This window comes from Staphylococcus pasteuri (assembly GCF_003970495.1).
In the GTDB taxonomy this organism is placed as follows: Bacteria; Bacillota; Bacilli; order Staphylococcales; family Staphylococcaceae; genus Staphylococcus; species Staphylococcus pasteuri.
The window spans coordinates 13,432-27,086 of record NZ_RXWW01000091.1 but is presented as its reverse complement, the minus strand read 5'-3'; the positions used below and the strand labels follow the sequence as shown (position 1 = coordinate 27,086).

Sequence of the window (13,655 nt, the reverse complement as noted above, 5' to 3'; positions counted from 1 at the left end):
AGCAATGCTAAATGCACAATTTTTCACTGATACTGGACAACATAGAGATAAGAACGAGGACGCAGGCGGTATATTTTATAACCAAACTAGTCAACAAATGTTAGTGTTGTGTGACGGTATGGGTGGTCATAGAGCTGGTGAAATTGCAAGTCAGTTTGTTACTTATGAACTACAAAAACGCTTTGAAGCGGAAAATTTAATCGAAGAACATCAAGCTGAAGAATGGTTGAGTACGAACATTAAAGCAATTAATTTTGATCTTTATAATTATGCTCAAGAAAACCCTGATTACCACGGTATGGGTACGACTTGTGTTTGTGCATTAGTATTCGATAAAGTAGTTGTTATTGCTAATGTTGGAGATTCTCGAGCTTACGTTATAAATAGTAGGCAAATTGATCAAATTACTAGTGACCATTCTTTTGTGAATCATTTAGTAATGACAGGTCAAATTACAGAAGAAGAGGCATACCATCATCCTCAAAGAAATATCATTACTAAAGTAATGGGAACAGATAAACGTGTGTCTCCAGATTTATTTATTAAGCGCTTAAACTTTTATGATTATTTATTACTTAATTCTGACGGACTAACAGATTATGTTAGAAATTATGAGATTCAAGAAGAATTAAAACAAGAAGCTTCTTTAGAAGATCATGGTGAGAGCCTTATGCGTTTAGCATTCGCCCACGAATCTAGAGATAATATAAGTTTTATATTATCTGCTATCGAGGGTGATAGAGTATGATAAATAAACTGATTAATGAGCGCTATAAAGTCATTGATAAGCTTGGTGGCGGTGGAATGAGCATTGTTTATCTAGCTGAAGATTTAATTCTGAAGCGTAAGGTTGCAATTAAAGCTATTTCAATCCCACCAAGGGAGAAAGAAGAGACATTACGTCGCTTTGAAAGAGAAGTTCATAATTCATCACAATTATCACATAAAAATATTGTTACCATTTTTGATGTCGCTGAAGAAGATGATTGTTACTTTTTAGTAATGGAGTATATTGAAGGGCCCACACTTGCTGAGTATATTGAGAACCATGGACCCTTAAGTTTAGAAACTGCAGTACAATTTACTCAACAAATTCTAGAAGGCATTAAACATGCACATGACAATAGAATCGTACATAGAGATATAAAGCCACAAAATATTCTCATTGATAAAAATAAAACCTTGAAAATTTTTGATTTTGGTATAGCAAAAGCGATAAGTGAAACATCGTTAACTCAAACGAATCATGTACTTGGGACTGTGCAATATCTATCTCCCGAACAAGCTAAAGGTGAATCTACCGATGAAGGTACTGATATATATTCTATAGGTATCGTGTTATTTGAAATGTTAGTAGGAGAACCACCATTTAATGGTGAAACAGCTGTAAGCATTGCCATTAAACATATACAAGATTCCATTCCTAACATAACAACAGATAAACGCGAAGAAGTGCCACAAGCTTTGAGCAACGTTGTACTTAAAGCGACTGAGAAGGATAGAGCTAATAGATATACTACTATTCAACAAATGCGTGATGATTTAAGTAGTGCACTACATGAAAATCGTTCTAACGAAGAAAGATATACTTTAGATCAAACCAAGACTAAAACAATGTCTTTTTCTAAAGAAGAAATTTCCAGAAAGATTGACGACACACCAAAAGAGAAAAGTATTGGTCAAACAATGCAAATTCCAATAATGGATCACCAAGACAATCAACAACCTCAAAATAAAGATACACATTTATATGAACCGCCACGCAAAAAAAGTTCTAAGAAAAAGAAATTTTTATACGCATTTATCTTTGCGTTATTACTTATCGGTCTTATTTCTTTTGTAAGTATGGCAGTGTTTGGTGATAAATTTGAAGAAATGCCAGATATCACTGGTAAAACACAATCCCAAGCTGAAACAATGTTGAAAAATCATAATCTAAAACTTGGTGACGTTTCGAAAGATTACAGTGATAAATACCCTGAAAATCAAATCATTAAATCTAAACCAGCTAAAGGTGAGCGCGTTGAGCGTGGAGATAAAATTGATATTGTAGTATCAAAAGGACCTGAAATGGTTAAAATGCCAAGTGTAATTGGTTTATCAAAAGATGACGCGCTCGATAAACTGCGTGAAGTAGGTCTTAAAGATGTAGGGGTTGAACAAACATATAGTTCAAGCACACCTAAAGGTTATATTGCTAATCAAAGTGTGTCAGCAAATAAAAAAGTGAAATTAAATGACAATAATATCAAAATTTATGAATCTTTAGGAGTTAGACAAGTATATGTAAGTGATTATGAAAACAAATCATATGATACTGCTAAGAAAGAATTAGAATCAAAAGGATTCAAATTAAAAGTTTCAAAATCCTATAGCGACAGTGTGAAAAAGAATGATATTATTTCACAATCACCAAAAGGTAAATCAGTAGATGAAGGCTCAACAATAACATTAGTTGTCTCTAAAGGCGAAGAATCCGACGATGATAAATCAGATGATGATTCAGATAAAGATGTTAAGAATTACAATGAATCAGTGAAAGTACCTTATTCTGGTAAAAAGGGAAAAAGCCAAAAAGTAGAAGTTTATGTTAGAGATAAAGATAATAGTGGTTCTAGCGCAGTTCAATCATTTGAAATTAAAGATGACAAATCAATTAATATTCCTATGAAAATTGAAAAAGGTAAAACTGCTGGTTACACTGTAAGAGTAGATAACAAAATTGTTGCAGATAAAGATGTGGATTATGATGACTAAATAATAATTCATTAAAATATGAAGTGCTATACGATGAGTCAATTACGAGACTCATCGTATTTTTTATAGTTATAAAGATATATAATTATTAATGAGTTTGATATACTATTATCAGTAAAATAATTATGAGAGGTGTCCTTTTGAAGACAGGTCGAATTGTAAAATTGATAAGCGGCGTTTATCAAGTAGATGTTAACGGTACACGCTATAATACGAAACCACGTGGCTTATTTAGAAAGAAGAAATTTTCACCCATTGTTGGAGATATTGTAGATTTTGATGTGCAAAATGAAACAGAAGGTTATATTCAACATGTTCATGAAAGAGATAATGAATTAAAAAGGCCACCTGTCAGTAATATTGATACATTAGTTATTGTAATGAGTGCTGTTGAGCCACAATTTTCAACGCAACTATTAGATAGATTTTTAGTGATTGCTCATTCATATGGGTTAAACACAAGAATCTTAGTCACTAAAAAAGATATGGCTGACGATAATCAAATTGAAAAAATTAATAATTATCTATCTATTTATGAAGAAATAGGTTATTCAACTCAATTTGTAAGTATTCATGATAACCAAACGACATTAGTTGAAGAATGGGGAGGAGGTTTAATTGTTTTAAGTGGACAGTCTGGAGTTGGAAAATCGACATTCTTAAACCATTTTAAACCAGAACTTGAGCTTGAAACTAATGATATATCAAAATCCCTTAATCGAGGTAAACATACTACTAGACATGTAGAACTGCATGAAACGGTGAGTGGTTTTATCGCAGACACGCCAGGTTTTAGTGCACTTGACTTTGATCATATTGACAAAGATGAGATTAAAAACTACTTTATCGAAATTGCACAATACGGTGAGCAATGTAAATTCCGTAATTGTAATCATCTTAAAGAACCAAAATGTAATGTCAAAGAAGAATTAGATAAAGGAAACATCGCACAATTTAGATATGAACATTATTTACAATTATTTAATGAAATTTCAGAGAGAAAGGTTCGATATTAAATGACTAAAGTATTACCTTCACTACTATCAGTTGATTTTTTAAACTTAAAAGATGAAATAATAAAATTAGAAGATGCACAAGTTGATGGATTACACTTTGATGTTATGGATGGTCAATTTGTACCTAATATTTCTATTGGAATTCCAATTCTAGATGCAGTTCGTAAACAAACAGATTTACCGATAGATGTCCATTTAATGATTGAAAATCCTGAACAATATATTGAATTATTCGCAGACCATGGTGCAGATTTCATTTCTGTTCATTTAGAAGCTACTGCCCATATTCATAGAGCGCTAGAACAAATAAAGAACAAAGGTAAAAAAGCAGGCGTTGTCATTAATCCAGGAACACCAGTTAGTCAGCTACTACCTATTATCAATGTAGTAGATTATGTATTAATTATGACAGTTAACCCTGGTTTTGGTGGTCAATCATTTATTGAAGAATGTGTTGATAAAATACTAGAATTAAATACGTTAAAAAATGAAAAGCAACTTACATTTGATATTGAAGTTGATGGCGGTATCAATGCAGAAACAGCTGAAATTTGTGTGAAAAATGGAGCTACAATGTTAGTAACTGGCTCATATTTCTTTAAACAAAGTGATTATAAAGAAGTTACACAAAAACTAAAGGGCTGATGATTATGGAAATCAATTTAATGTGCTCTGATAGAAATCTTCCAAATGATTTATTTGATCAACACCGTGAAGATATTTGGGGCGGCATAGATAGAGGTGCCTTAATTCTCTTAAAGCATCAAATTATTCCTGAATTTTCGGTTGGTGATTTTGATTCAGTAAACGATGAAGAACGTCACATTTTATCCCAACAATTAAATATACATCCAGTGAAAGCAGAAAAGGATGATACTGATTTAGGCCTCGGTGTAGCACAAGCAGTCGCCGAAGGGTATAAAGAGATTAATATTTATGGCGCGACTGGTGGTCGTTTAGATCATTTTATGGGTGTTATTCAATTACTCTTAAAACCTGAATATATTAATAAAGGGGTCAAGTTTAAGATTATTGATACTCAAAATGAAATTACATTACTGACACCTGGTTGTTATACAGTAGATTTTAATTCAAATTATCCTTATATTTCATTTATACCTATGAGTGGTGAACCAGTTATTTCTTTAACTGGATTTAAATATGAATTACAACAAGAAAAATTAGAAGTGGGATCTACGTTAACAATTTCAAATGAAGTTAAACATGAGCGAGGCAATATTGAAATTAGTCATGGACATGTTTTACAAATGAGAAGCAAAGACAAAGATTACTAATAGAATAATAGGAAAGAAAAAGATATAATTATTTGGAAATAGTACCCCCTTATTTTATTACTTGTAAATATGATTGCATAAAAAAAGAACTTAAAGGAAGCTCCTTTAAGTTCTTTTAAAATAAATCCTCCACATAAGGACTATTTATAAGTGCATTATATTTATTAAACTCTAGTAACTTTACCAGATTTTAAAGCACGTGCAGAAACCCAAACTTTTTTAGGTTTTCCGTCAACAAGAATTCTAACTTTTTGAAGGTTAGCGTTCCATCTGCGTTTGTTCGCATTTAAAGCGTGTGAACGATTATTACCAGTCGAAGCTTTACGACCTGTTACGTAACATTGTTTACCCATGAAAGTACCTCCTTTAATAAATATAAATACACGTCACTACTTATATACTTTATTAAGATATCATAACTTAACGAAATTGGCAATAATTAGTTCTGCAAATTAAAATTTAATGGCGCAAACTGTTGATATTTTATGATATAATTGTAAGTTGTGGAGTAATATAGTATGATACTGTAAAGAAATATGAAATTTAAACATTAAAAATTCAAATGATTTACTAATATTAATTATTAAAATTTAGCAATGAGATTGCTTAATTATATGAGAATCGCAACATATAACTTTATTTTTCAGGAGGAATATTAATATGACATTAGAAATTTCAAATGATTACGGTAAAATTGATATTTCGAATGAAGTCATCGCCTCTGTTGTAGGCGGTAAAGCTGTTGAATGTTACGGCATAGTTGGTATGTCATCTAGACAACAAGTTAGAGATGGAATTGCTGAAATTTTAGGGCATGACAATTACGCACGCGGTATCAAAGTACGCGAAGAAAACGGAAATGTTGATATAGATATGTATATTATAGTAAGTTATGGTGTGAAAATTTCAGAAGTGGCTAACAATGTTCAGTCAACTGTTAAATATACATTAGAGTCAACACTTAATGTTAAAGTGAATTCAGTTAATATCTTTGTACAAGGTGTTAGATTAAACCAAACGGGCAAAAAGATTTAGGAGGACAACGTGAAATGATTAGCAAAATCAATGGTAAATTGTTTGCCGATATGATAATACAAGGGGCACAAAATTTATCTAATAATGCAGATTTAGTGGATTCGCTTAATGTATATCCAGTACCAGATGGAGATACAGGGACTAATATGAATCTTACAATCACTTCTGGTCGTGAAGAAGTTGAAAATAATTTATCACAAAACATTGGAGAACTAGGTAAAACATTCTCTAAAGGATTATTAATGGGTGCTAGAGGTAATTCTGGTGTTATTTTATCTCAATTATTTAGAGGATTCTGTAAAAATATCGAAACAGAAGCCGAAATTACTGCTCAACAATTAGCTGCTAGTTTGCAGGCTGGTGTTGAAACTGCGTATAAAGCTGTTATGAAACCAGTTGAAGGGACAATTTTAACGGTCGCTAAAGACGCAGCTCAAGCAGCAGTGGATAAAGCTGAAACATCAAATGATTGTATTGAAGTTATGGAATCAACTATTGAAGCAGCTGAAAAATCATTAAATAATACCCCTAATTTACTTGCCGTATTGAAAGAAGTCGGCGTTGTCGATAGTGGTGGTAAAGGTCTATTATCTGTATATGAAGGATTTTTAAAAGGATTAAATGGTGAAACTATAGAAGCATCTAAACCAAAACTAGATACTGATACTTTAGTAAATGATGAACACGATTTCCATGGTGTTATCAATACTGAAGATATCGTCTATGGTTATTGTACTGAAATGATGGTTCGTTTTGGTAAAGATAAGAAACCTTTTAAAGAAGAAGAATTCCGTCAAGATATGAGCGAATTTGGAGATTCCTTATTAGTAATTAATGACGATGAAATTGTTAAAGTTCACGTTCATACGGAATATCCAGGTCAAGTATTTAATTACGGACAACAATATGGTGAATTAATCAAACTTAAAGTTGAAAACATGAGAGAGCAACATCGTGAAGTGATTAGAAAAGAAGCAAACAATCATAAACACGAAGCACCTCAAACAGTTGAAACAGCAATTATTACTATATCTATGGGTGACGGCATCTCAGAATTATTTAAATCGATGGGTGCAACTCATATCATTAGTGGTGGTCAAACAATGAACCCATCTACGGAAGATATTGTCAAAGTAATTGAACAGTCTGAATGTAAACGTGCTATTATTTTACCAAATAATAAAAATATCTTAATGGCCAGTGAACAAGCAGCTGAAATAGTTGATGCAGAAGCAGTAGTAATCCCTACAAAATCTGTACCACAAGGTATTGCAGCATTATTCCAGTTTGATGCAGATTCTTCATTAGAAGATAATAAAAGCCATATGGTCAATGCATTAGATGTTGTTAAATCAGGTTCTGTAACATTTGCTGTTAGAGATACAAAAATTGATGGCGTTGAAATCAAAAAAGATGAGTTTATGGGTCTTGCTGAAGATAAAATTATAACTTGTGACGCTGATCAATATACAGCTACTAAGCAATTGTTAGAAGCTATGTTAAGTGAAGATAGTGAAATTTTAACTATTATAGCTGGAGAAGATAGTAAGCAACAAATTACGGATCAATTAACTGAATGGGTTGAGTCTACTTATCCTGATGTTGAAATTGAAAACCATAATGGACAACAACCAATATATCAATATTTATTTGCGGTTGAATAAGAGTAATATAGGTAAACTATAAATGATAACGAGATTGAAGTTTTATGCAGAGATAGCTGTATACTTCATTCTCGTTTTATTTTTATATTTAGTAATAAATGATAATAATAAAGTCTAACATAAATATATTATGTAAACTTTAGTTTCGTAATGCGTTTCTATCAACGTTAAGCTGTGTAAATGGTAGAATGGGTTTAATAATCAAAACTCGTTTAATAGAGTAATTTAAATTAAGGTGATCGAATATGGCGAAAGTCAATTTAATAGAAAGTCCGTATCCTTTAAATCAAATAAAAGGCATTGGACCTAAACGTTTGGCTGTGTTACAAGAATTAAATATTAATACTGTGGAAGACCTCGTACTTTATTTACCTACACGTTACGAAGATAATACTGTTATAGATTTAAATGAAGCCGAAGATCAAAGTACAGTGACAGTTCAAGGGGAAGTCTATTCATCTCCAACTGTAGCATTCTTTGGAAGAAATAAGTCTAAATTAACAGTACATATTATGGTCAATCAGATTGCCGTTAAATGCGTCTTTTTTAATCAACCTTATTTAAAAAAGAAAATCGAATTAAATGGTATCGTAACTGTAAAAGGAAAATGGAATCGAGCTAAACAAGAAATTAATGGCAATCGAATGTTTTTTAATCAGCAAGATAATTCGAATGATACGCAACTAGAGCCGGTTTACCGTATTAAAGAAGGCATTAAACAAAAGCAACTTCGAGATAATATTCGTCAATCACTAGATGATGTGGTCATTCATGAATGGTTATCAGATGAATTAAGAACAAAATATAAATTAGAAACATTAGATTATACACTTAAAACGTTACATCATCCAAAAAGTAAACATGATTTGTTAAGAGCACGACGGACATATGCTTTTACAGAATTATTTATGTTTGAATTGCGTATGCAATGGTTGAATAGATTGGAAAAGACCTCAGATGATGCTATCGAAATAAAATATGATATTCAAAAAGTGAAATCTTTTATAGACTCACTTCCTTTTGAACTTACAGATGCTCAGAAAAGTAGTGTGAATGAAATCTTTAGAGATTTAAAAGCACCTATACGTATGCATAGATTATTACAAGGCGATGTAGGATCAGGTAAAACTGTTGTAGCAGCTATATGTATGTATGCCTTAAAAACGGCTGGATATCAATCTGCATTAATGGTACCAACAGAAATATTAGCTGAACAACATGCAGAAAGTTTAATTGATTTATTCGGAGAAACTATGAACGTAGACTTGTTAACAGGGTCTGTAAAAGGAAAAAAACGTCGTATTCTACTTGAACAACTTGAAAATGGAACAATTGATTGTCTTATAGGTACACATGCTTTAATACAAGATGATGTAACATTTGAAAATGTTGGTTTGGTTATAACAGATGAACAGCATCGTTTCGGTGTAAATCAACGACAACGTTTAAGAGAAAAAGGTGCTATGACTAATGTATTATTTATGACGGCAACCCCAATTCCAAGAACTTTAGCTATATCAGTATTTGGTGAAATGGACGTTTCATCTATTAAACAATTACCAAAAGGAAGAAAGCCGATTATCACGAGTTGGGCCAAGCATGAACAATATGAACAAGTATTAACTCAAATGACAAGCGAACTTAAAAAAGGAAGACAAGCATATGTGATATGTCCGCTTATAGAAAGCTCAGAACATTTAGAAGATGTACAAAATGTAGTTGAGTTATATGAATCATTACAACAATACTATGGGCAAAATAAAGTAGGGTTATTACATGGTAAATTGACTAATGAGGAAAAAGATGAAGTAATGCATCGATTCAGTCAACATGAGATTGATATTTTAGTTTCTACTACTGTTGTTGAAGTTGGTGTAAATGTACCTAACGCAACATTTATGATGATTTATGATGCAGATCGTTTCGGTTTATCTACACTACATCAATTACGAGGAAGAGTTGGTAGAAGTGAGCATCAAAGTTATTGTGTACTTATAGCTTCACCTAAAACAGAAACAGGTATTGAAAGAATGACTATCATGACACAAACAACGGATGGATTTGAATTAAGTGAACGCGATTTAGAAATGAGAGGTCCAGGAGATTTCTTTGGCGTTAAGCAAAGTGGATTGCCTGACTTCTTAGTTGCGAATATAGTAGAAGATTATAGAATGTTAGAAGTTGCTAGAGATGAAGCTGGTGAATTAATTCAATCAGGAGAATTTTTCAATTCAAATTATGATCATTTAAGACATTTCATTGAAGATAATTTATTAGATATGAGCTTTGATTAATTGTTGGAGTACTATTAAGACGCCATTTTCAATAATCTAAAAACTATTTTAAATATCTATTATAGTTTATTGTTGAGGGATTGAAATAGAAAGTGTTATGATATGTGAGGAATGTTTAAGACTTGGTACTAAAATGAGGGGTGAGATAGTGAAATTAAAGAAAAACGAGCGTAGACAAGCTATTCAACAAGCGATAGATAATAACCCCTTTATTACTGATAATGAACTTTGTGAAATGTTCCAAGTGAGTATACAAACAATTCGACTAGACCGTACACATCTTAATATTCCAGAATTAAGAAAACGTGTTAAGTTAGTGGCAGAACACAATTATGATCAAATTAAATCAATGGAAGCTAATGAAGTTATAGGTGATTTAGTACAGTTGAAACCGAATCATACTGCTACATCAATGATTGAAATTACAACAGATTCAGTTTTTTCGAAATCATCAATAGCTAGAGGTCATATTTTATTTGCACAAGCAAATTCACTGTGTGTAGCACTTATACATAACCCAACAGTTTTAACTCAAGAAAGTAATATTAAATTTCTGGATAAAGTTAAATTAAATGATACAGTGAAAGCTGAAGCAAAAGTAATAAAACAAACAGATAAACATTATTTTATAGAAGTAAACTCTTATGTAAAAGATAATCTAGTATTTAAAGGTAATTTTAAAATGTTCTATATAAGTGAGGATGAATTTAATGGTTAAAATTGCAGTAGACATGATGGGTGGAGACGACGCACCAGGAATCGTATTAGAAGCCGTAAAAAAAGCTGTAGATAATTTTAAAGATTTAGAAATTATTTTATTTGGTGATAAAGACCAATATACTTTAAATCATGGACGTATAGATTTTAGACATTGTTCTGAAAAAATCGAAATGGAAGATGAACCAGTTAGAGCAATTAAACGTAAAAAAGACAGTTCAATGGTTAAAATGGCTGAAGCAGTAAAATCTGGAGAGGCAGATGGTTGTGTATCAGCAGGAAATACAGGCGCATTGATGTCAGCAGGTTTGTTCATTGTTGGAAGAATTAAAGGCGTCTCAAGACCTGCGCTCGTTGTTACTTTACCAACTATTGATGGTAAGGGATTTGTATTTTTAGATGTTGGCGCTAATGCAGACGCTAAGCCTGAACATTTATTGCAATATGCACAATTAGGTAATATATATGCACAAAAAATTAGAGGCATCAAACAACCGTCAGTATCATTATTAAATATTGGTACAGAAGCGGCAAAAGGTAATACACTTACTAAGAAAACTTATGAATTAATGGAAGCGCAACAAGATTTTAACTTTACTGGTAATGTAGAAGCTAAAACATTGATGGATGGTAATGTTGATGTTGTTGTTACCGATGGATTTACAGGTAATATGGTACTTAAAAACTTAGAAGGTACAGCTAAATCAATTGGTAAAATGTTGAAAGAAACATTATTAAGTAGTTTCAAAAATAAATTGGCAGCAGTTGTTCTTAAAAAGGATTTAGATCAATTTGCTTCAAAAATGGATTACTCAGAATATGGCGGTTCTGTTTTATTAGGTTTAGATGGTACTGTTGTAAAAGCACATGGTAGTTCTAATGCTAAAGCATTCTATTCAGCAATTCGCCAAGCAAAAATTGCAGGAGAACAACAAATTGTACAAACTATGAGAGAAATGGTTGGTGATTCAAATGGGTAAAACAGCAATCGTATTCCCCGGACAAGGTGCACAAAAGGTCGGAATGGCTCAAGATTTATATAATGTAGATGACAAAGCTACGACAATTTTGAACCAAGCACAAGCAGCAGTTGATTTTGATTTACTAGAAACAATGTTTACAGATGAAGAAGGTAAATTAGGAGAAACAGAAAATACACAACCTGCATTATTAACACATAGTGTTGCATTATTAGAAACTTTAGAAAATGTAAATGCTGATTTCACTATGGGTCATAGTTTAGGTGAATATTCTAGTTTAGTTGCGAGTGGTGTTCTTTCTTTTGAAGATGCAGTAAAAATCGTTCGTAAACGTGGCGAATTAATGGCCCAAGCATTTCCCAATGGTGTAGGTAGCATGGCAGCAGTATTAGGCTTGGATTATGATGACGTTGATAAAATTTGTAAAGAACTTTCAACAGATGATGAATTAATTGAGCCAGCTAATATTAATTCACCAGGTCAAATTGTAGTATCTGGACATAAATCCTTGATTGATGAGTTAGCTGAAAAAGGAAAGTCTTTAGGTGCTAAACGTGTATTACCATTAGCAGTTTCTGGCCCATTCCATTCTTCAATGATGAACGTAATTGAAGAAGATTTTGCAGCGTATATTAATCAATTCGAATGGCATGAAGCACAATTTCCAGTCGTTCAAAACTACAATGCTGAAGGAGAAACTGATCCAGAAGTAATTAAACATAATATGGTTAAACAACTTTATTCACCAGTTCAATTTATTAAATCAACAGAATGGTTAATAGATCAAGGTGTTGATCATTTTATCGAAATTGGTCCAGGAAAAGTTTTATCAGGTCTTATTAAGAAAATTAATAGAGATGTTAAAATAACTTCAATTCAAACGCTTGAAGATGTGAAAGGATGAAATGAATAATGACAAAAAGTGCATTAGTAACAGGTGCTTCAAGAGGTATTGGTCGTAGTATTGCAATTCAGTTAGCAGAAGAGGGCTACAATGTAGCTGTAAACTATGCTGGCAATCAAGAAAAAGCAGAAGCAGTCGTTTCAGAAATTAAAGCAAAAGGTGTCGAAAGTTTTGCAATTCAAGCTAATGTTGCAAATGGAGACGAAGTTAAAGCTATGATTAAAGAAGTCGTAAGCCAATTTGGTTCTGTCGATGTATTAGTTAATAATGCAGGTATCACACGTGACAATTTACTTATGCGTATGAAAGAACAAGAATGGGATGACGTTATCGACACAAACTTAAAAGGTGTCTTTAATTGTATTCAAAAAGTTACGCCTCAAATGTTAAGACAACGTAGTGGTTCAATTATCAACTTATCAAGTGTTGTTGGAGCAGTTGGTAATCCAGGTCAAGCAAACTATGTAGCAACTAAAGCAGGTGTTGTAGGGTTAACTAAATCAGCTGCACGTGAGCTAGCTTCAAGAGGTATTACAGTTAATGCAGTAGCACCTGGATTTATTGTTTCAGATATGACAGATGCTTTAAGTGATGACTTAAAAGAACAAATGTTAGGTCAAATTCCATTAGCTCGTTTTGGTGAAGATACTGATATCGCTAATACAGTTGCATTCTTAGCTTCAGACAAAGCTAAATACATTACTGGTCAAACTATCCATGTTAATGGCGGAATGTACATGTAACGATTATGCTCAAATTAGTTGACTTAGTTAAAATTATTGAACACATTAGTTAAAACTAATGTGTAAGTATCACTAAACTATTAAAATAGTAGTGATACTTTATAGTCAACCTTGCGGGTGCCGGGGCCCCAACACAGAGATTTTCGAAAAGAAAATCGCCGGACAACGCAAGTTGGGGCGATTAGTATTAAGGAACGCCTGAGCTAAAGCTCATGCATAAGAAACACTATGCATGAAATGCAAGTGTTTC

General features: G+C 32.4%; 13 protein-coding genes. 12 read left to right on the top strand and 1 reads right to left on the bottom strand.

Annotated features, from left to right (window positions below):
* Positions 1-4: 4 nt before the first annotated feature.
* The 5 genes from CD121_RS11420 (at position 5) to CD121_RS11400 (ending at position 5,068) form a co-directional block, all read left to right on the top strand.
* Positions 5-748: a Stp1/IreP family PP2C-type Ser/Thr phosphatase gene (locus tag CD121_RS11420; protein WP_017637137.1), complete on the top strand. Its 744-nt coding sequence runs from the start codon at positions 5-7 to the stop codon at positions 746-748.
* A complete protein-coding gene (gene pknB / locus CD121_RS11415) occupies positions 745-2,757 on the top strand; it encodes a Stk1 family PASTA domain-containing Ser/Thr kinase (protein ID WP_017637136.1) in 2,013 nt (670 codons plus the stop codon). Before CD121_RS11420 ends, pknB begins: the two co-directional genes overlap by 4 nt.
* 140 nt (positions 2,758-2,897) lie before the next feature.
* A complete protein-coding gene (rsgA, locus tag CD121_RS11410; RefSeq protein ID WP_017637135.1) occupies positions 2,898-3,773 on the top strand; it encodes a ribosome small subunit-dependent GTPase A in 876 nt (291 codons plus the stop codon).
* Entirely contained in the window at positions 3,774-4,418 is a 645-nt protein-coding gene (rpe, locus tag CD121_RS11405) for a ribulose-phosphate 3-epimerase (protein WP_126568331.1), read from the top strand. It abuts the gene before it with no gap.
* Positions 4,419-4,423: 5 nt separating this feature from the next.
* Complete coding sequence (locus tag CD121_RS11400; protein WP_029055459.1) at positions 4,424-5,068, top strand: thiamine diphosphokinase; 645 nt, start codon at positions 4,424-4,426, stop codon at positions 5,066-5,068.
* Between the two features lie 164 nt (positions 5,069-5,232).
* On the opposite strand, the gene rpmB is transcribed toward CD121_RS11400, so the two are convergent.
* Positions 5,233-5,421, bottom strand: a complete 189-nt coding sequence (gene rpmB, locus CD121_RS11395) for a 50S ribosomal protein L28 (protein WP_002435210.1) — start codon at positions 5,419-5,421, stop codon at positions 5,233-5,235.
* Between the two features lie 307 nt (positions 5,422-5,728).
* On the opposite strand from rpmB, the gene CD121_RS11390 reads away from it, so the two are divergent.
* From CD121_RS11390 to fabG, 7 genes are all read left to right on the top strand, one after another.
* On the top strand, positions 5,729-6,103 hold the full coding sequence (locus CD121_RS11390) for an Asp23/Gls24 family envelope stress response protein (protein ID WP_017637132.1): 375 nt from the start codon (positions 5,729-5,731) through the stop codon (positions 6,101-6,103).
* Between the two features lie 14 nt (positions 6,104-6,117).
* Complete coding sequence (gene fakA / locus CD121_RS11385) at positions 6,118-7,767, top strand: fatty acid kinase catalytic subunit FakA (protein ID WP_126568328.1); 1,650 nt, start codon at positions 6,118-6,120, stop codon at positions 7,765-7,767.
* Between the two features lie 245 nt (positions 7,768-8,012).
* Positions 8,013-10,061: an ATP-dependent DNA helicase RecG gene (gene recG / locus CD121_RS11380; RefSeq protein WP_126568326.1), complete on the top strand. Its 2,049-nt coding sequence runs from the start codon at positions 8,013-8,015 to the stop codon at positions 10,059-10,061.
* A gap of 148 nt (positions 10,062-10,209) precedes the next feature.
* Positions 10,210-10,779 carry a transcription factor FapR gene (fapR, locus tag CD121_RS11375; protein WP_017637129.1) on the top strand — a complete coding sequence of 190 codons (570 nt, stop codon included), beginning with the start codon at positions 10,210-10,212 and terminating at the stop codon, positions 10,777-10,779.
* Positions 10,772-11,758 (top strand): phosphate acyltransferase PlsX, encoded by a 987-nt coding sequence (gene plsX / locus CD121_RS11370; protein ID WP_070451366.1) that lies wholly within the window; start codon positions 10,772-10,774, stop codon positions 11,756-11,758. The genes fapR and plsX overlap by 8 nt, the downstream gene beginning before the upstream one ends.
* Positions 11,751-12,662 (top strand): ACP S-malonyltransferase, encoded by a 912-nt coding sequence (gene fabD, locus CD121_RS11365; protein WP_126568323.1) that lies wholly within the window; start codon positions 11,751-11,753, stop codon positions 12,660-12,662. The genes plsX and fabD overlap by 8 nt, the downstream gene beginning before the upstream one ends.
* A gap of 8 nt (positions 12,663-12,670) precedes the next feature.
* On the top strand, positions 12,671-13,405 hold the full coding sequence (fabG, locus tag CD121_RS11360; RefSeq protein ID WP_029055455.1) for a 3-oxoacyl-[acyl-carrier-protein] reductase: 735 nt from the start codon (positions 12,671-12,673) through the stop codon (positions 13,403-13,405).
* The last annotated feature ends 250 nt before the right edge of the window (positions 13,406-13,655 follow it).

Coding starts and splice junctions, on each gene's coding strand:
- plsX (WP_070451366.1), top strand. CDS start 10,772: ATGGTTAAAATTGCAGTAGACATGATGGGTGGAGACGACGCACCAGGA.
- CD121_RS11390 (WP_017637132.1), top strand. CDS start 5,729: ATGACATTAGAAATTTCAAATGATTACGGTAAAATTGATATTTCGAAT.
- rpmB (WP_002435210.1), bottom strand. CDS start 5,421: ATGGGTAAACAATGTTACGTAACAGGTCGTAAAGCTTCGACTGGTAAT.
- fabG (WP_029055455.1), top strand. CDS start 12,671: ATGACAAAAAGTGCATTAGTAACAGGTGCTTCAAGAGGTATTGGTCGT.
- rpe (WP_126568331.1), top strand. CDS start 3,774: ATGACTAAAGTATTACCTTCACTACTATCAGTTGATTTTTTAAACTTA.
- fabD (WP_126568323.1), top strand. CDS start 11,751: ATGGGTAAAACAGCAATCGTATTCCCCGGACAAGGTGCACAAAAGGTC.
- CD121_RS11420 (WP_017637137.1), top strand. CDS start 5: ATGCTAAATGCACAATTTTTCACTGATACTGGACAACATAGAGATAAG.
- recG (WP_126568326.1), top strand. CDS start 8,013: ATGGCGAAAGTCAATTTAATAGAAAGTCCGTATCCTTTAAATCAAATA.
- fakA (WP_126568328.1), top strand. CDS start 6,118: ATGATTAGCAAAATCAATGGTAAATTGTTTGCCGATATGATAATACAA.
- CD121_RS11400 (WP_029055459.1), top strand. CDS start 4,424: ATGGAAATCAATTTAATGTGCTCTGATAGAAATCTTCCAAATGATTTA.
- pknB (WP_017637136.1), top strand. CDS start 745: ATGATAAATAAACTGATTAATGAGCGCTATAAAGTCATTGATAAGCTT.